Source organism: Undibacterium sp. Xuan67W (genome assembly GCF_049340165.1).
Classification (GTDB): Bacteria; Pseudomonadota; Gammaproteobacteria; order Burkholderiales; family Burkholderiaceae_D; genus Undibacterium.
In genome coordinates, this window is record NZ_JBMPPN010000008.1 from 1 (window position 1) to 18976 (window position 18976).

The 18976-nt window shown below is 46.5% G+C and carries 14 protein-coding genes; 7 read left to right on the top strand and 7 right to left on the bottom strand.

Annotation, left to right across the window (positions count from 1 at the left end; translation table 11 throughout):
• Positions 1 to 656 precede the first annotated feature (656 nt).
• A complete protein-coding gene (locus tag ACO0LE_RS09040) occupies positions 657 to 2663 on the top strand; it encodes a methyl-accepting chemotaxis protein (RefSeq protein WP_422960068.1) in 2007 nt (668 codons plus the stop codon).
• A gap of 82 nt (positions 2664 to 2745) precedes the next feature.
• Here the strand turns inward: ACO0LE_RS09040 and ACO0LE_RS09045 are convergent, their stop codons facing one another.
• Positions 2746 to 3486, bottom strand: coding sequence for a tetratricopeptide repeat protein (locus ACO0LE_RS09045; RefSeq protein ID WP_422960069.1), 741 nt, complete (start codon positions 3484 to 3486; stop codon positions 2746 to 2748).
• Positions 3487 to 3571: 85 nt separating this feature from the next.
• Positions 3572 to 5653, bottom strand: a complete 2082-nt coding sequence (locus ACO0LE_RS09050; RefSeq protein WP_422960070.1) for a bifunctional 2',3'-cyclic-nucleotide 2'-phosphodiesterase/3'-nucleotidase — start codon at positions 5651 to 5653, stop codon at positions 3572 to 3574.
• 548 nt (positions 5654 to 6201) lie between these two features.
• Between ACO0LE_RS09050 and ACO0LE_RS09055 the strand changes: the two genes are divergently transcribed.
• The 3 genes from ACO0LE_RS09055 (at position 6202) to ACO0LE_RS09065 (ending at position 8446) form a co-directional block, all read left to right on the top strand.
• Entirely contained in the window at positions 6202 to 7326 is a 1125-nt protein-coding gene (locus tag ACO0LE_RS09055; protein WP_422960071.1) for an ABC transporter substrate-binding protein, read from the top strand.
• A gap of 295 nt (positions 7327 to 7621) precedes the next feature.
• Positions 7622 to 8164 (top strand): sterol desaturase family protein, encoded by a 543-nt coding sequence (locus ACO0LE_RS09060; RefSeq protein WP_422960072.1) that lies wholly within the window; start codon positions 7622 to 7624, stop codon positions 8162 to 8164.
• A gap of 90 nt (positions 8165 to 8254) precedes the next feature.
• The gene (locus ACO0LE_RS09065; protein ID WP_422960073.1) at positions 8255 to 8446 is read left to right on the top strand and encodes a hypothetical protein; all 192 of its coding nucleotides are present in this window, start codon (positions 8255 to 8257) and stop codon (positions 8444 to 8446) included.
• Positions 8447 to 8478: 32 nt separating this feature from the next.
• On the opposite strand, the gene fumC is transcribed toward ACO0LE_RS09065, so the two are convergent.
• The 5 genes from fumC to ACO0LE_RS09090 form a co-directional block, all read right to left on the bottom strand.
• The gene (fumC, locus tag ACO0LE_RS09070) at positions 8479 to 9864 is read right to left on the bottom strand and encodes a class II fumarate hydratase (RefSeq protein ID WP_422960074.1); all 1386 of its coding nucleotides are present in this window, start codon (positions 9862 to 9864) and stop codon (positions 8479 to 8481) included.
• Between the two features lie 44 nt (positions 9865 to 9908).
• Entirely contained in the window at positions 9909 to 10502 is a 594-nt protein-coding gene (locus ACO0LE_RS09075) for a DUF938 domain-containing protein (RefSeq protein WP_422960075.1), read from the bottom strand.
• The gene (locus tag ACO0LE_RS09080; RefSeq protein ID WP_422960076.1) at positions 10499 to 10759 is read right to left on the bottom strand and encodes a GIY-YIG nuclease family protein; all 261 of its coding nucleotides are present in this window, start codon (positions 10757 to 10759) and stop codon (positions 10499 to 10501) included. The genes ACO0LE_RS09075 and ACO0LE_RS09080 overlap by 4 nt, the downstream gene beginning before the upstream one ends.
• A gap of 2 nt (positions 10760 to 10761) precedes the next feature.
• Positions 10762 to 11886, bottom strand: coding sequence for a DUF2855 family protein (locus ACO0LE_RS09085; RefSeq protein WP_422960077.1), 1125 nt, complete (start codon positions 11884 to 11886; stop codon positions 10762 to 10764).
• Between the two features lie 242 nt (positions 11887 to 12128).
• On the bottom strand, positions 12129 to 12602 hold the full coding sequence (locus tag ACO0LE_RS09090; protein ID WP_422960078.1) for a ProQ/FINO family protein: 474 nt from the start codon (positions 12600 to 12602) through the stop codon (positions 12129 to 12131).
• 114 nt (positions 12603 to 12716) lie between these two features.
• Here ACO0LE_RS09090 and ACO0LE_RS09095 point away from each other — a divergent pair, with 114 nt between their 5' ends.
• The 3 genes from ACO0LE_RS09095 to ACO0LE_RS09105 all read left to right on the top strand — a co-directional run bounded on the left by ACO0LE_RS09095 (position 12717) and on the right by ACO0LE_RS09105 (position 18962).
• Positions 12717 to 13364 (top strand): DsbA family oxidoreductase, encoded by a 648-nt coding sequence (locus ACO0LE_RS09095; protein ID WP_422960079.1) that lies wholly within the window; start codon positions 12717 to 12719, stop codon positions 13362 to 13364.
• 19 nt (positions 13365 to 13383) lie between these two features.
• Positions 13384 to 14742 carry a chromate efflux transporter gene (gene chrA, locus ACO0LE_RS09100; RefSeq protein WP_422960080.1) on the top strand — a complete coding sequence of 453 codons (1359 nt, stop codon included), beginning with the start codon at positions 13384 to 13386 and terminating at the stop codon, positions 14740 to 14742.
• A gap of 194 nt (positions 14743 to 14936) precedes the next feature.
• Entirely contained in the window at positions 14937 to 18962 is a 4026-nt protein-coding gene (locus ACO0LE_RS09105; RefSeq protein WP_422960196.1) for a Pls/PosA family non-ribosomal peptide synthetase, read from the top strand.
• The last annotated feature ends 14 nt before the right edge of the window (positions 18963 to 18976 follow it).

Below are 18976 nucleotides of genomic sequence, written 5' to 3' on the forward strand. Positions count from 1 at the left end.
AGCTGGTTATGGACTTACAATCACGACCGGCCCAACACGGGCATCGGCGGCATCACCCCGAAACAGAAACTCGCACTTGCCGCATAGCCTCTACTCATAGCTCGCGCTAAAAATGGGGGGATTACCATTGTCTCAAAATTTCATTGCAGGTTTCTACTCTGTTGTTAGTCATTTGAGTCGAGGATGTCGAAACAATAAGCTCACTTTTTTAAAAAAGAAAAAAACCAGGTAATACGCCATAATGATGCTCACGCCAGATTTTCTAGCCCTGGTTTACAAGGAGAGATTTCATGTCCATGATGCAACATCCTCACCAGCAAAACCGCACTGAACTAAGATTTGGTATTTTGCGCAAAGACAGGGTCACTGAGGGATCGTCAATCAGGGGATCTCACTGCAAACCACGTTCGGTACACTTTGTGCACTGGAATATTTGCAAGCGGAAGGTGTATCGCCAACAGTCAGCAAGCGCGTTCTGTCGGATGCGAATCAACGCCGAACGCCGTTACCTGGATCCAACTAATTTCTTTGGCACTTTAGCAACGAGCAATTTCCAGTAAGGGAATTCATTAAGCTGTCATCTAAAAAGAGCATTATTGCTGCGACGCAATAATATGTTTCTGCTGTCATGCAAAACATTCCTCATGGGAGCTTAAATGAAAGCCGTTTTCACACCCGCCATTTATGCGATGCAGCGCCTGCAACTGGTTCCAAAATTTCTCATCGTTGCGGCTTTATTTTCAGTACCCGCCCTGCTGCTTGCATCCTTGCTGGTCAATGAACTGAACAAATCCATATCGATCACTCAGCTTGAGCGTATCGGCGTACAGCAGATGCGCGAATCTCAAGAATTACTGCAGCTAGTTCAGCAGCATAGAGCCATCAATCATTTTGCTTCGGCAGGTAATTTACCGTCCAAAGACGCCGCACAGAAAAAACAGCAAGAAATTTCAAGGAAACTGGATAGCCTCACCAAAATACTAAAGAGGCAACCAGAACTTAGCATAACGAGTACGGTAGAAACGATCAAGCAGCGCTGGTTTGCGTTAACTCAGCGATTAGTCATAAATAAAGCAAAAGAAAATTATGCAGAACATACTGCGCTAATTAACCAGATCTACCAGCTCAACGCACAGATTGCCGATCGCTCTAATCTCACACTTGATCCCAAAGTGGATACCTATTATCTGATCAGCATGTTTGCAAAAACGTTGCCAGAAATTGCAGAAGGCATTTCCGACATATCCGGTCGCGGCGCTGCCTACATTGATACTGCTTTATTGGAAGCGAATGAAGATCTGCTAATCAGTGCTGACGTGATGCTAGCTAAGCGTGACCTTGGACGTATTCCAGCACACCTTGAGGCAATGTACCGAGAAAATCCTGCCTTCAAAAATAAACTGCTTTCTGAACGAGCTGTGATTACAACAAATCTCGAATTTCTAGAACGTGCAAAAAATGAAGTATTGAATACCGTAAATCAAACTAGCGGAACGGAGTTTTTAAATGCCGGCAATGCAGGTGCTGACGCTTTATTTTCCTATGCTAGATCGGCAAGTGATTTACTTGATACGACGTTAGCGGAGCGCTTAAACATAGATCTGTTTCGCAGAAACCTGATGATCCTGATGATCGGTTCAATCCTGATTTTTGCTGCTTATTTACTGGCAGGATTTTGTCTGTCATTCTCAGCTGAACTAAAAAAACTGGACGATGCCGTATGCCGTATTATTGCTGGTAATTTGAGTCTGTCAGTGACCTCGCATGGATCAGACGAAATCGCTTTACTACTCAACTCCTTTGATAAAATGAGAGCGGGTCTTGCAAGACTAGTCGTCGATATCCGCTCAGGAACAGAGTCTATTGCCCATGCATCCAGAGACATTGCTCAGGGCAATTCAGATCTGTCTTCACGTACAGAGCAACAGGCAAGTTCAATAGAAGAAACTTCTGCCTCGATGGAGGAATTGATCAGTACTGTCAAACAAAATGCGGACAGTGCACTGAATGCCAATGATAACGCGCTGGTAGCTACATCAATTGCAAGGAACGGCGGCACAGCAGTAGCTGCTGTCATCGCAACGATGGGAGCGATTCAGCATTCGTCAAAAAAAATCAACGATATTATTGGCGTGATTGATAGCATCGCATTTCAAACAAATATTCTGGCTCTGAACGCGGCAGTCGAAGCTGCCCGTGCCGGTGAGCAAGGACGGGGCTTTGCCGTCGTTGCTACAGAAGTAAGGAATCTCGCGCAGCGCTCAGCGAGTGCTGCGAAGGAAATTAAAACCCTGATCACTGCCTCAGTTGAGCAAGTAGGTACAGGCAGCAAGCAAGTACATGCCGCAGGCGAAACCATGCAAGAAATCGTCAGTTCAATTCAAGCTGTCACCGACACGATGCGTGAGATTACTGAAGCAAGTGCACAGCAGAGGCAAGGCATAGGCCAAGTCAATACGGCCCTAACTCAGATGGATACGATGACGCAACAAAATGCTGCCTTGGTAGAACAGGCTGCTGCTGCAGCGGAGAGTATGCATGGACAAGCGTTGAAGCTGGCACAAGCGGTTGCCGTATTCAAAATTGCGTCCATTGAAAATTCGTTAGAACAGGTAAGGTCCATCAATTCAACGCATGATCAGACATTATTGGAAGCCGCATAAATAAATCATGTGGTCTTTTCATTTTGTATAACCCTGATTGCTAATGCTGATAATTATTTGTGAGGCTGGGATTTATTGATTGTTACTGGTATTTATTCCAACGTAAAAGCCGTTCATCGGAGGCCTCTTTAATAAGATGTCTTGATCGCAGTGCGTCATCGCCATGATGCTGTCCACCTTGATCTAACTCCATGGCAAGTGCCTGAATTGCGACTGGATAATCGGCCTCAGCTGCACGTTCTAACCACTCGCGGGACTTTATTTGATCGGTACGGACACCTTCGCCAGAAGCATAGGCATTGGATAATAAGAACATCGCCTGAGCATTTCCTTGATCGCTTGCTTTTTGTAGCCATTCAACAGACAGTGAAGGATTCTTAGGCACGCCTTCGCCATACTTTGCCATCCTCGCCAGCATAAAGCTTGCTTTAGCATGCCCTTTATTTGCCGACAGCTCATACCAATACCAGGCTCGCTGACGGTCAGCCTTCAAAGATAGACGACCCTTGTATAAGACCTCAGCAAAAGCGAATTCAGCCTCGCTATCTCCGGCTTGTGCCCCCTGCTCCAGCCAATATACTGCCTCAGCCTGCTTTTGAGGAACCGTTGCATATACAAGCCCCAGTTCGCGCTTAGCAACGCTATTCCCATGCTCTGCCCATTTCAATAACTGTTGGACAGAGGCGGCATCTTGACCGTGCAAAGCAGTGAGTCCTACAGATTCAATCTCCGCAACTGTGGGTGTGATCGCTAGTTTTTGACTGCAAGACGGCAGTACGATAAGCACCATTACGATGAGAGCAGCCAGCTTCGTCATTTGCATTTTTATACCTTGTAGAAATCACTCCCGCATCCGGGAGTGATTGTCGTAACTACGATGATTCCAACTACGTCAGGTCATGCCAAAATTACTTACTCAAATCGATCGCATACTTTGCGAATCCACTGGCGTCTAAGGTCCCTTCCGACTTCACTCGGCTGAGTCCCAATGCCTGTGCCACTGCGAATTTTCCAGGTGCTGATCTCAAAATAACCGGGCCTTGTGTTGTGACTTTTACGAAGCTCCAACTTTGTCCTAGACCGTTTGTAGCGGAAGTAATTTTTCCTTGCTTTTTCAGATAATTACTCACGACGGCCTGGTTTGCATCCGGCGATTTAATAATCGTTTTACTGCCATCAATACCAGGAAAATTCCCGCCACCACCAGCACGATAATCATTCGTAGCGACAATAAAATCATCGCTATCAGCAACCGCTTTGCCAGCATAAGTTAAATTAACGATGCGGCTACCGGCAGTCTGTGTCACATCAATCTGGTATTTCAAAGCATTGTTGTCTGCGTAGAACACATCATAGTTATAGATCGTTGAATATGATGGCACCAGATCCTGTTCTGCGGCATTGGCAGGATCAATTTTGGCAAATTGTTTTGCCGCTGTTTCCAGCCAATTTTTCAGATCCGATCCTTTTATTTTTACGGCTTGCAAATTATTATTGCCGTATAAATACAGATCACCGGGATTGCGAACTTGCAGGCCAAAAGGCGCAGCAGCAGTCGCTGATGGAGCAACGTCAGTAAAATCAGTCGGACCATTACGCCCTGCTTTAAATGGCGCGCTGCATGAAATCACGGGAATCGATTTATAACTGGCGATCGTCGCATCGGTTGAATTGGCGATGAAGGTTTTTACATAATCAATCTGGGCTTGATTGACAATCTGAATCGCTGTCACGTCACCAACCAGGGAGAAATATGCCGACATTTCAAAATCCGTCGTCGTACCTAACGGTTGAGTCGCATAGCTCAGTGTCGCTTTATGTTCCGTATCGACTAGTGGTGCAATTGATGGATCGGCATCGACAATCGTAGTGCCATCTTTGTACTTAAATCCGCGAGCCTCGACATTCGTCAGATCTTTTTGAACGACCCACTTGCCGCTCTGATATTTCAGTACCATCTGAATGATGCCGAGACGACGTCCCCAGCTTTGAGCCATCACAGCCGGAACACCATTGATGGTTCCCTTGACCGTATCGACTTGTGTTGCGGGTAAAGCAGCTAGTGATGCATCGATTGCTGGCGCGCCGACTTCTTTTGCTTTAGGAAAAATCAGATGGGAATGTCCGAGCATCAGCGCATCAATTCCGGTAGTCGACAAATGCAAACTGCCATTTTCCATTTTTGGGCTGTAAGGCGAGGCGTCCAAACCGCCGTGCGACAAGGCGACCACCAGATCTGCGCCCTTACTGCGCAACTCCGGAACATATTTATTCGCAGATTCTTGCACACCGTTGACCATGACTTTACCTGCAAGGTATTTTTGATCCCAGTCCATGATCTGAGGAGGTACGAATCCCATAATACCGACATTTAACTTGACGCTAATTGTCGAACCATCCGGCTTGGTCGCTGTAAATTGTTTCGGAATAATCGAATAAGGATTAAAAATCGGCTTTTGGCTACTAACACCGACAACATTCGACAAGACAATCGGGAAGCCTGGCGCACCACAATTTGCCCCCTTCTGCACATCCGGTACAGCAAAATCCGTATTCGTAATCTGACTCAGAAAATTCAGCCCGTAATTGAATTCATGGTTACCAATACCGGCACCATCATATTTCAATGCGTTCATCACCTTGTGGACCGCCAAAGTACCACTGCAAGGAACAGGTGATGCAACTGCCTGATAGTCGCCGAGCAGCGTTCCCTGAATCACGTCACCATCATCGAGCAAGACATTATTCGGATTTTCTGCGCGGGCTGCATTGATCAAGGATGCTGTTCTTTCCAGTCCAAGACTGGTATCTGCCTTCAGTCCGTAATAGTCATAGCTCAAAATATTTTGATGGATATCTGTAGTCTCTAACAGGGCCACTTTTAGTACGGTGCCTTCCGGAACGGCGTTGGGATCAAGGCCAGGCGTACTGTCGCCACATCCGGCAATTGCGATCGCGACCAATGGCGTTAAACAAAGGAGTTTATGCATACATACTTTCGTCAGTGAAAATGGATGGGAACTATTTTTCTTATCAAATCATCCTGCGCAATCGATTGCTTATTTAAGGAAAACTTGAATGCGATGCAAGTATCGTGATGAATTATGTCGGGACAATGACGTTGATGCAGACTCTGGAATGAATATAAGCTCATTGCGTCGAATAAACAGCCAGCTTATTTAAATCAACTGTCTACGAACAATCTAGCTTATCGCCGGATATTAATCGCATCGCATGGAATACCGTACGCTTATCTGAAAGCCTGCCATCGTAGTATCTGATGACATTGAAAAAGAGATGGATTGAATGGGTTGGTCGGTATGCGCTTTTCGATCTCATGGTCGACTAGCGCATACCTCTCTGCCATCACACATATCGGTTGTATGTATGGCAGATGTAGTCATAGTAAAGCTTCTTCGTGACAACTAGATGACCTGCATCAAAGGCAAAAAAATAGCCTGATAAGTATCTGCATTGCGTCACTGCAACGTCATAATCCCATGTCAAACTTGCCACATCGCAATAATTAAAGGCAAGCATGTTCTCATTTTTCAAAAAAGTTTCCGGCATCATCGCAGTAACAACAGTAGTGTTTTCAGCACAGGTTTTTGCCGGAGAGAGTGCCATTGTGATAGGACAGGCGATTGATTTATCCGGCCCCAACGGCAGTATAGGTCGCGACTATGTCGCTGGCATTACGACCTATTTTGACAGCCTAAATGTCGCCGGAGGCATCAATGGTCGGCGTATTAAATATATTGCTCGCGATGACCAAGGCAATCCATCCGCATCGGCAAAAGCAGTAGCCGAACTGCTAGACAAAGATAAAGTGCAATATTTGCTGGGCGGGATCGGTGTTGATGTCACCGATGCGGTAGTGGCGAATTCTAGCTTTAAAGATAGCGGTCAAATTCTCTTTGCCCCATTAATTGGCGCAGTAAAGAATTACGGTAACCGCGTATTGTCTTGGCGCCCTAGCCCAGAACAAGAAATGCAATATATTTTTTCGTACTTTGACAAGTTAGGAATTAAAAATATCGGCATCGCTTATCAGGATGTTCCATTGAATCAAAATATGTACCAATATGTTGTCGAGGAAGTCCGTAAGAGAAATATGAAATTATCTGGTGTCGTGAAAATCACAGGCTCTTCTACTGATATAGAAAAAGATGCGATCGCTATGAGTAAAAATTCACCGCATATCGTAATCGCCATTGCTGACACCTTAAGCACGGGCTTATTTTTAAGAGAATTCCGCAAGACCTCACCGAAAACCTTCGTTGCCGGTATGTCGCTGACTAATTTGGAAACACTCTCTGAACTTGCTGGACAAAAAGCCTTGGAATGGAGTGTATTTTCTCAGGTGGTGCCAAGTCCTACGGGTAATAAGTCAATCATTCAGATCGACCATAGCAAAATGATGAAAAAATTCCGCGACGAGGATCTGTCTGCACTAACCCTCGAAGGATTCATCGTCGCAAAAACCTTGACTAAAGCGATACAGGTATCCAAAACCAATCGCGACGGCTTACAGATATTAAGTAGCCAGAAGGGCAATATCGATTTGGGCGGAATCAATATCACTCCCTCTGATGCGTCCCACCATATGTCCAGTTTTGTCGATATGGCTTTATTCAAAAAAGGTGGAGGATTAACCTTTTAGAGCTGAATGGAGTGCAAAAAAAAGCAGCCCGAAGGCTGCTGAAAATTTACTAAGGAGACGTTCACATGTCTGACTGCGTCATAGCGTTGATTTATGACAGCCTGATGAAGAGACCGGCATATACCTCGGGCGGTTCCGTATCATTTTCATCAATTTAATGAGCGTTCCTATCGTTCCATAGCCTTAAAATTAAAGTAGTGTTCGCTATCGTACAGACGCAAATTTGGCGACTGCTTATTCTAATCAGTATGAATAAGATCACTCCGGCAGGCGAGTGATTACAACAAGGATACTCATGCGGATTTTTAGTTTCGAGCACAGCAAGATAGCTTATCGCGCTGATTTTGCGCTTTACATGATCGCGTCAGTTATTCTGGCCATTTGCCTTATAACGTTTGGACCACAAGACCAAATTTTATCAATGACATGCTATGTGCTATCGGGGATCATCAGCTGGACTCTAATTGAGTATGTATTACATCGCTTTGTATTACATGGGCTCAAGCCGTTTAGCCAATGGCATGCAGAACATCATCGGCATCCGGATGCGCTGATCTGTACGCCAACGATCATTAGCGCAGCACTTATTGTTGGGTTAGTTTTTTTTCCTATGCTTGTTTTAAGCGACATCTGGAGCGCTTGCGCACTAACATTTGGACTTCTGACTGGCTACCTTGCTTATACCATTACGCATCATGCTATTCATCACTGGCATGTCCGCGGCTCATGGCTTGAGTATCGAATTTATTTCCACGCGATACATCACAGCCGAAAAACGCATCGTGGCAATTTTGGCGTTACCAGTTCTTTTTGGGATCAGGTTTTTCGTACCAAATAGATAGTCCAGGCAGTCATTATTTGCATTTGAAATTTACAGTAATGACTTAACGTGATTACATCTTTAAAAATTAATTCGGAGTATTCATCCATGTTCTATAAAAAACCTTATCTCGAACATTTTGAATTAGTCGCTGTTAATCGCATTTATGTACTCGAAAAAATGTCAGCCGATGATGTTGAAGTTCGGTTTGAACTAGCCGATGGTACGACACTGAACCGGATTTATACCATCGTTGAATATAGTGAACTAATGATTCGTCCACCACGAGTGATCATCTGAATTTATAAGTTTACTCGCAACTAGACAACTTATTAAATCATGTCTTCAGGTCGTACCCATTCATCAAATTGCGTTGCACTGACATATCCAAGAGTGACTGCTGCTACTTTCAGTGTTGTGCCGTGTTGATGTGCATATTTGGCGATTTCTGCTGAGCGATCATAGCCAATATGCGGATTCAACGCAGTCACCAGCATCAAGGAATCTGTTAATAAACTTTTGATGCGCGCCGTATTAGGTTCGATGCCCTGAGCGCAGTGCAGGTCAAAACTTGTCATGGCATCGGTCAGCAGGCGAACGCTTTGCAAAACATTATGGATGATCAGCGGTTTGAATACATTCAGCTCGAAATTCCCCATTGAACCGCCAATACTCAATGCCACATCATTACCCATCACCTGACAGCACACCATTGTCATTGCTTCACATTGTGTTGGATTAACTTTGCCTGGCATGATAGAACTACCTGGCTCATTCTCTGGAATACATAACTCCCCTAACCCGCTACGCGGACCGGATGCCAGCCAGCGTACATCATTCGCAATTTTCATTAGCGCCACTGCTAAGGTTTTTAATGTGCCGTGTGTATTGACCAAGGCGTCATGCGATGCCAGTGCAGCAAACCTATTTTTTGCAACAACAAAATCCAGTTGTGTTACACGTTTTAATTCGGCAGCAACACGAACTCCAAACTCTGGATGCGTATTGAGCCCAGTTCCAACCGCTGTACCACCTACTGCCAGCTCGCAAAGTGCCGACAAACTTGATTGAATCATAGCTTCTGCCTGCTGCAATTGAGCGCACCAACCGGAGATTTCCTGTCCTAGACTTAGCGGCGTCGCATCTTGCAAATGCGTGCGTCCGATCTTGATAATATCGGTAAAGGCTTTTGCTTTGATATCAAGGGTCGCACGCAATCGACGAAGAGATGGCAACAGTAAAGCCACAATTTGGCTACAGGCGGCAACATGCATCGCTGTGGGAAAGATATCGTTCGATGACTGGCCCAAATTCACATGATCGTTGGGATGCACTAAGCGCTTAATCCCTCTGACTCCACCTAACAACTCGGAAGCACGGTTCGCCAGCACTTCATTCATGTTCATATTAGTCTGGGTACCGGAGCCGGTCTGCCACACAGACAAAGGAAAGGCCTCAGGATAGGCTCCACTTATTACCTCGTCCGCAGCTTGCACTATCGCCTTCATCATGTCGACATTGAGCAAACCTAAATCATGGTTAGCTAAAGCACAGGAGCGTTTGACTAGCGCCAATGCCATTAATAAGGGATGTGGCATGCACTCAGTTGAAATTGCGAAATACAATAAGGATCGTTGAGTTTGCGCGCCCCACAATGCTTTTTCCGGAACCTGGATATCACCAAAAGAATCATGCTCGATTCTGTAAAGATCAGTCATGGCAGGTCCTCTTTTGAGATTATAGGTGTCAGAAATAGATGACTTCACTTTAACTCAAAAACCAACAAACGGTTATTCGCAGGCATTACATAATCATGCTTTCGATCTAATCCATATTTGTTCGCCAGAGAGTCAATTTTTTCACTGTCGCGTATTCCCATATGGTCGGCTTGTGATCTGAGAGAAGCATCAAATTGTTGATTACTCTCGCTGGTAAAGCGCCCCTCATAATTGAACGGACCGTAGATACAAAACAAGCCTCCCGGGTTCAATAACTGGGATACGCCGGCAAACATCATCTCGACTTCTTGCCAAGCCATAATATGGCAAGTGTTTGCGGTAAACACGGCATCAAAGGTCTGTTCCGGCCACTTCGACGTTAAGACATCGAGAGTGTAAGGAGGTTTGACATTGCCTAACTCAGTCTCAGCCTGCCAGGCTAGGATACTGGGATGATAGTCAACACGATCGCTACACTGCCATATGAGATGAGGCATTTGGGCACCGAAGTACACGGCATGCTGCCCCGTTCCGCTGCCGATCTCAAGCAGATTTTTACTTTGCGTCAGCAAAGGTTTTAATACATTTAAGATCGGCGCCGCATTCCGCTCACATGCCGGTGAAAATAATTTCGTCATAGCTGCTCTGTCAGTTCCTTTTGACACAGTGCGCGTTTTTGCTGAGCTGTGAGTTGCTTGATCGCGTACTCTGCCTTGGATGCTGCAGACCGATTCTCATGCGCAAACACCGCCAGTATCTGGGTTGGTGGATGTGATTTTGTATAGCGGGCGCCTTTACCCGTGCAGTGCGCCGCATAGCGCTTTTCTACATCGGTGGCGATGCCCGTATAAATACTACCGTCATTGCACTCGAGCAGATAAACATACCATGACATCTTTATTCCGATACCGACAAGATATGTCCTTGATCAGGACGACTGCGCCCCTCCAGCATATCAAGATAGACTTGCTCAACTGCACGAGGTCCGCGACCGTGAGTAATGTTCATCCAGCCGGCCAGCGGAGTAAGGAATTTTGTCCAAGCGGCGGTGTAGCGCGACATAACTCCGGCCATGCCCCATTCCGCCGCACGCTTCTTGATCTGCGCTGGTGCAAAAAATAATGTGGGTCTGGCACCTGGCAACCTGCCCTCGCCTTCGCGCTGATCCCAGTGAGTACCGCCTACAGCGCAAGAGTATGTCAAATTTTCTTGAAAATGATGATGCAACGTACTGCGTACTTTGGCATTGCCAGACATATCGACGTAAACCACAGGCAACGCTGCTGATAAGGAGTCAATCTGATCATAAGGAATCACACGGTGATAACAACCCAGACTTTCAGTAAATTTGACATTGCTAGGGGATGTTAAACCAATGACTTCGCATTGTTCCATTCCCCGCTGAGCCAATAAAAAAGCTAATCCATAGGCGGTTTTGCTGGAAGCGCTGGATAAAATGACCGTGCGGGCGCCGAAGAATTGATTGTCTTCTAAAAAATCGTCAATCATAAAAGAGGTCATGAACAATGGCCGTAACAGTGCAATTTCATGTTCGCGTGCGGCCACATAGCCGGGATCATGCGCAGTGGCTAGATATTGGTTATACAGAGGATGTAAGGCTTGTCTGTGCGCTACCGCGTCAACAAATCCACTGTTGTTTATACGGTCTGGCTGCATCAGCACATAATCTGACATCGGGAAATAGCCATAGTAGCGCTGCCCCACTTGTATCGCGTCATTGCGCGATTGCACAACATCACCAAAACCCCATACAGGAATGCGACCCCAACCTTCCTGTGCTGGGAAAAAATCCCAATAATGCATCGCCTCTCCAAACGCTGCATAAGTAACGTTGTTCGAGGTAAATGCAAACTGGTCGACACGGATCAGTATCTGTCCATCCTCAAGGGGCGACTCGGCATGCACACTGGATTCGACAAATTCAACCTGACGCAAATCATCTTTTCGAACCACAAAATCAAGTGCATGTCTGGGAAGTGGGTGTTGGCTGGCTATCGTCATGGAATCTCCTGTTTTTGAATTTTTTTGTCTATGCTAAGCGGATCTTAAGCGAATTTTGCGATGATGGTAATTAGTCAATCAGAACTGTGAAGATACACGCCAAATTAAATCGCCCATACCTCCGGAGGGAGAGATGGGCGATTTAATCAATTTAATTAAACAAACTTTTGATATTTTTCTTAATATCAATTAACACACTAAGAGAAAGAATATCGATTTCCAAAAAGGAAATCCGTAATTACTTAACTACGGGCAAATTTAGCGGCAAGCTGGTTCAGCTTATCCTGATGCTGACGCGCTGCTTCCGCTTCTTGTTTTTGAATTTTTTCTGCTTGAAACTTTGCTTTGCGCGCATCCGCATTTTTCTTGGAGCGCTCTTTCAAGATCCCAGCGGCGTGAGTACGATGTACCTCGGTGACATCATCGACCTCTTTACCCTCAAGATCTACACGTTTTTGCGCCTTAGACACATTAAACAAGTAACGAACTGAATTCGTATGAATACCCAAAGCGATACGTAATATTTTACGATCAAGCTCAGGCATTTTTTGTTGCAACTGTTTATCTATACCAATTGCCAGAGGCAAATGCTCATCAAAGACAGGGAAATCTGTTTGCAATTGTTTGATAAGCTTGCGAGCAAGTTGATTAGGTGTCGCTACTGGCGCGGTTGAGCTGACTGGCGTCTCAATTGCCGTGTTATTCGGTGTGGTCATGAAAATAATCTGATATGGTTACTATTGCAGGTCGCAGAATATCATGCGTAAGACCGATTGGGATACATCCAAACCATGATGTGTCGCTGATCCACTTCAATTAAGCAAATAATTATGAGCAAACACATCAAAATTGACTTTGTTTCTGACGTTTCCTGCCCTTGGTGCATCATCGGGCTTAAATCGCTGGAAACCGCTATATCGAGACTCGGCAGCGAAGTCACCACCGAAATACACTTTCAGCCCTTTGAGCTAAATCCACAAATGCCTGCCGAAGGGCAGGATATCAACGAGCATCTGGCACAAAAATATGGTGCAACTGAGGAACAATCGGCGCGCAACCGGGAGGCGATTCGTACTCGTGGCGCTACAGAGGGTTTTACCTTCGGCATGGATAAAAGAGCGCGGATTTACAACACCTTTGACGCACATCGTCTGCTGCACTGGGCAGGAATCGAGGGCAAGCAAGTGGCTTTGAAGCATGCCCTGTTCGGCGCGTATTTTACCGATGGAGAAAATCCCAGCGATCACGAAACACTGATTCGTATCGCAGAAAAAGTCGGATTAGATACCGTCAGTGCCCGTGCTATCTTAAACTCTGACTTTTATGCCAGTGATGTACGCGCTCAGGAGTATTTTTATCAACAGCAAGGTATTAATTCGGTACCTGCAGTGATTATTAATGATAAACATCTGATCTCTGGCGGTCAGACATCCGACGTTTTTGAACAGGCGTTGCGTCAGATTATGGCAATGGCTTAAAAATCAAGGGAACAGGCCATTGGACTATCCTGAACTACCCGTGAATGCCAATGAAATTGATTTTCCTTTGCCCGTGAGTTTTTGGCATGCATTTAAATTCTGGCTGAAGCTCGGTTTCATCAGCTTCGGCGGCCCCGCCGGGCAGATCTCCATCATGCATCAGGAACTTGTTGAAAACCGTCGCTGGATTAGTGAACGGCGGTTTTTGCACGCCTTAAATTACTGCATGGTACTGCCTGGACCGGAGGCTCAGCAACTCGCAACCTATATCGGCTGGCTGATGCATAGAACCTGGGGTGGCGTAGTTGCAGGAGTTTTATTTGTACTGCCGTCGCTTTTCATTTTGATCGGCTTGTCCTGGATTTATGTGGCGTTTGGTAATTTTCCTCTGGTTGCTGGTTTATTTTATGGGATTAAACCCGCAGTAACGGCGATTGTCTTGCAGGCAGCACATAGGATAGGATCGCGCGCCTTAAAAAATAACATTTTATGGTGTATCGCTATAGCCTCATTTATCGCGATCTTCGGGCTCAATACACCCTTCCCCCTGATCGTCATGAGTGCCGCACTCATTGGCTATCTTGGCGGACGATATCTGCCTGATTTTTTTCTGACTGGCGGAGGGCATGCTGCGGCAAAGCAACCATTGGGGCCAGCTCTGATTGACGACAATACGCCAACGCCGCCACATGCAATATTTAGCTGGTTCCTCCTAGCTAAAGTCCTGTTTGCTGGTGCCGTTTTATGGCTGTCACCCATGGGCTTGTTATGGGGTCAATTAGGTTGGACGCATGTTTACACACAAATGGCATGGTTCTTTACCAAAGCCGCATTACTGACATTTGGCGGCGCCTATGCCGTTTTGCCCTATGTTTATCAAGGAGCGGTAGAACACTATGGCTGGCTTAGCCGTGCGCAAATGATGGATGGACTGGCGTTGGGTGAGGCGACACCGGGACCACTCATTATGATCGTTGCTTATGTGGGATTCATTGGTGCTTATCTGCAGCAGTTACTAGGACCAGAGTTCCCCTTTCTGGCGGGTGCGCTGGGCGCCGGCTTGGTGACTTGGTTCACTTTTTTGCCTTCTTTTATTTTCATTCTGGCTGGCGGTCCGTTAATCGAGTCCACTCACAATGACTTAAAACTCACGGCACCGTTGACAGCCATTACGGCAGCGGTAGTCGGTGTGATCTTCAATCTAGCGATATTTTTCGGTTATCACGTGCTCTGGCCAAAAGGAATCCAGGGAGCTTTTGACTGGATTGCCGCACTTATTGCTTTAGCGGCGGCGATTGCCCTTTTTAAATACAAGCAAAATCTTATTCATGTCATTGCAGCCTGCGCCCTCTTGGGTTTATTGATCCGCTATGTTTAAGCCTATGTGACGATCAAATGTATTAAGTGCCCAACTCCCTGCGTACAGATTCAGGGAATCGTACAAATTGTCACGTTTTTGTCTCTGACGAGTGATAAACTGTACAACAAGAAGATTATAAAAATTCAAACTACTTCACCCTTAATTTTGCATTGCGATTTATGCCTGAGCACCGTATCACTGAAGCATCTGACATGATCAATGTCAATCCCATTCCTGACATTGATCCTATTTCCGCCATTCTTTACGGCACCGACGCACCAGACTTAATTCGTCAAGAAACCCTGGCAGATTTGCTGGAGGCGACAGCACATAGGTCGCCCAACCAGATTGCACTTCAGTTTGCGAATGAGCGGGTTACCTATCACGAATTAAATACCAGAGCCGATATCGTCGCCTCACATCTGATCAGTGCAGGTGTCAAACCGGGACATATTCTGGGTTTATGGCTACCTCGCGGCATTGAACTGCTGGTATTGCAAGCTGGAATCGTAAAGTCAGGCGCGGCATGGCTGCCATTTGACATCGATGTTCCCGTTGAGAGAATCGCGGTTTGTCTTGAGGATGCCAAAGCATTTGGCATCCTAACAAGTGATACGCAATCCGCACAGTTGGGCGAGCTAAGCTGTTCCGTCTGGACTGACATTCAATTATCTCAGGTTCCGCAAGAGGGATTGCAGCAGCGTTCCGGTACCAAACCCGGTGATCCTGCGTATGTAATTTACACCTCAGGATCAACCGGCAAGCCTAAAGGCATCTCGATTACACAAGGCAGCATCTGCCATTTTCTGCGTAGCGAAAATCAGGTGCTTGGCATTACGCAAAATGATCGCGTTTATCAGGGGTTTTCTGTTGCCTTTGATATGTCGTTTGAAGAAATCTGGATAAGTTATTTGGTTGGCGCAAGCTTATGGATTGCGCCCAAAGAGGTGGCGGTTGATCCGGAAGCACTACCGCAGGCCCTGATCGATCATCACGTTACAGTATTACATGCTGTACCAACTTTGCTAGCCCTGTTTACCATTGATGTACCAGATTTACGCATTATCAATCTCGGCGGCGAGATGTGTCCGGAGAGCCTGGTGACCAAATGGTCTAAACCTGGCAGGCAGATGTTCAATACCTATGGCCCGACTGAAGCTACCGTCTCAGCAAGTCTGGCAAGACTACAGGCAAATCAGCCAGTGACGATTGGGCATCCTTTACCCAATTATGGTTTGCTGGTCATTGATGCCAATGCTGAAAAAGGTATCCGGCTATTACCTCGCGGAGAGACAGGTGAGCTATGTATTTTTGGCCCGGGTGTCTCTGATGGCTATCTAGGCAGACCAGATTTAACTGCCGAAAAATTCATCCCCAATCCATGGGCCAGACGAGATATCGATGCGCGTCTATATCGCACCGGCGATCTTGCCCGTATCGGTGAAGACGGCTCTGTCCAATGTCTGGGACGTGCCGATGATCAGGTAAAAATACGTGGTTTCAGAGTTGAGCTAGGTGAGATTGAAGCCGTGCTGGCGCAACAGCAAGGTGTCGGTACAGTTGCCGTTATTCTGCGTTCTGAACAAGGTGTGGATCAGTTGATTGCCTTCATCGTCAATGAGACAAACAAAGAACTCAGTAAAGAAATCAGTATTGCGAACTTACGCCATGCGTTGCTGGCAGTCTTGCCATCCTATATGGTACCAACGCGCTTTGAGTTTTTAAACGAGATGCCCCGCCTTACCTCAGGCAAAATCGATAGAAAAACCTTGAAAGCAACGCCTCTTAGCGTAGCTGTCAATTCAGCAGAATCGGATATTCCCGACAATCCAGCCGAAGAAGTTTTATTCACTGCATTAACTAAGTTATTTCCGGGCCAAGCGATACGTCGCGAAGCAGATTTTTTCTCCGAACTAGGTGGACATTCTCTGATGGCTGCTCGCCTGGTGTCTTTGTTGCGTGCAGATGCCCGCTTTGCTTATTTCAAAATCAGTGACATCTATCAATCAAGACAAGTCGGTGCGATTGCCGCTGTCATGCTGGCTGGTGCGATTACGACAACCAGTGCTCATATTGCCTGGACTCAGCCATCGGATGTGAAACGCTGGGTTTGTGGTATCGCACAGGCCGCGATGATCCCGTTCCTGGTTGCAATGCGGATGGTGCAATGGCTGGCACCTTTCTTTGCCTATCACTTCTTTACTGGTGAGCCTGGTGACTCAATTGTGCGTGCGACGCTTTTATCGGTTGCGGCCTTCCTGTTGCTGACCTTGCTGGAGTTTGCGATTGCCATCGCAGGTAAATGGCTTATCGCAGGACGCTTAAAACCGGGTCAGTATCCGTTATGGGGAGTGACTTATTATCGCTGGTGGCTGGCAGACCGCTTGGTCGAGGCTGCGCCGACGTATATGTTGAGCGGCTCCTCGATGTATGCATGGTGGTTGCGGGCTTTAGGTGCCAAAATCGGCAAGGATGTGAATATCGGCTCAATCACCTTGCGCTCACCAGATTTACTACAGGTTGGTGATGGTGTCAGTATCGGCAATGCCTGTAATTTTGAAAATGCCAGAGTGCAGCATGGTGAGCTTCGCCTAGGTCGGATTACCCTAGCGAATGAATCCTATGTCGGCTCTTATTCTGTGCTTGAAGGTGGTACATCACTTGGCGAATTTGCCCATCTTGAAGGTCAGTCAGCACTAAGCGAGGGTCAATCAGTTCCAGCTAACAGAATATGGCGCGGCTCACCGGCCGCAGATGCCGGTGCCTTTGATCACGCATCGCAGCCACCACGCCCGGAGGTCTCGACTCTACGTTTCTTCAGTGAGGCAATCTTTTTTATTGTGGGTAGTTTACTCATTACCGCCTTATTTTTTCTACCAGTGTTTCCAAGTTTTATTACGATAGACTGGATCGACAATATCGATGGTTTAGCCTGGTTGCAAAACACAAGTCTCTCGTTTCAACTCATTAAATATTTCATCCTCGCGTTTCCGGCTACAGCCGTATTGATTGTCTGCACCGCCTTACTTTCTGCGGGTATACGCTGGAGTATTTTGCCTAAATTAAAACCTGGCAGTTATCCCGTACATGGCAATACCTATTGCGGTAAATGGTTGGTGAACCAGATTCAGGAATCTAGCCTGAACGTCTTGCACGGGGTATATGCCACGGTCTATGCGCCTTACTGGTATCGTTTACTTGGCGCAAAGGTCGGGCGTGGTGCTGAAATCTCAACGGCTCTCGGCGTGGTGCCCGATATGCTGACACTGGGCGACGAGACGTTTATTGCCGATGCCGTATTGTTAGGTGATGAAGAAATTGATGGCGGCTGGATGAGTATGCAACCGACCATCATTTCGCGACGCAGTTTTGTCGGCAATGGAGCTTACATTCCAGATGGCACAATCCTGCCTGAAAATGTACTGATCGGTGTCCATACCAGTGCGCCAAAGAATAGCCAGATGCATGAAGGTGATACCTGGCTGGGCTCTCCTCCCATCCATTTACCTGCACGTGAGGAAGTAAAAGGCTTTCCTGAAGAACTTACCTTCCACCCTTCCCTTATGCGCAGGCTAGGTCGCGGACTGATTGAAGCATTCAGAATTATTGCGCCCCATGCGATGGTCATTGCCGTTGGCTATACGATCGTATTAGATCTCATGCCACTGGCAGGTGATGATCGCTGGGATGAAGTCGCCTACTATTTATCCATTGCTGGATTGTGGTACGGCATCGGCAGTTTTGGCTTCGTTCTGGTACTCAAATGGGTATTCATTTTCCGCTATAAAAAAAGTAGCGTACCAATGTGGACATCCTTTGTCTGGCTGTCTGAAGGTATTACGAATTTATACGAAGGTATCGCTGTTCCTAACTTCATGCGTTATCTGCGTGGCACACCTTGGTTGCCGCTGGCGTTCAGATTACTGGGTTGCAAAATCGGACGCGGTGTTTATCTTGATACGACAGATATTACTGAATTTGATTGTGCCAGCATCGGTGCTTATAGCGAAATTAACGCTCTTTGTTGTCCGCAAACCCATCTGTTTGAAGATCGCGTCATGAAGATCGATGAAGTGATCATCGGTGAGCGCGTTTATATGGGGCCGAGGAGTTCGGTGCTTTACAGTGCGGTTGTCGGTGATGATGCGCAGCTTGGTGCTTTGACGCTGGTCATGAAGGGAGAATTTATTCCCGCAAAATCTAGCTGGCGCGGTTGCCCTGCCGCAATCGCGAACTAGTTCATCGCTACCAA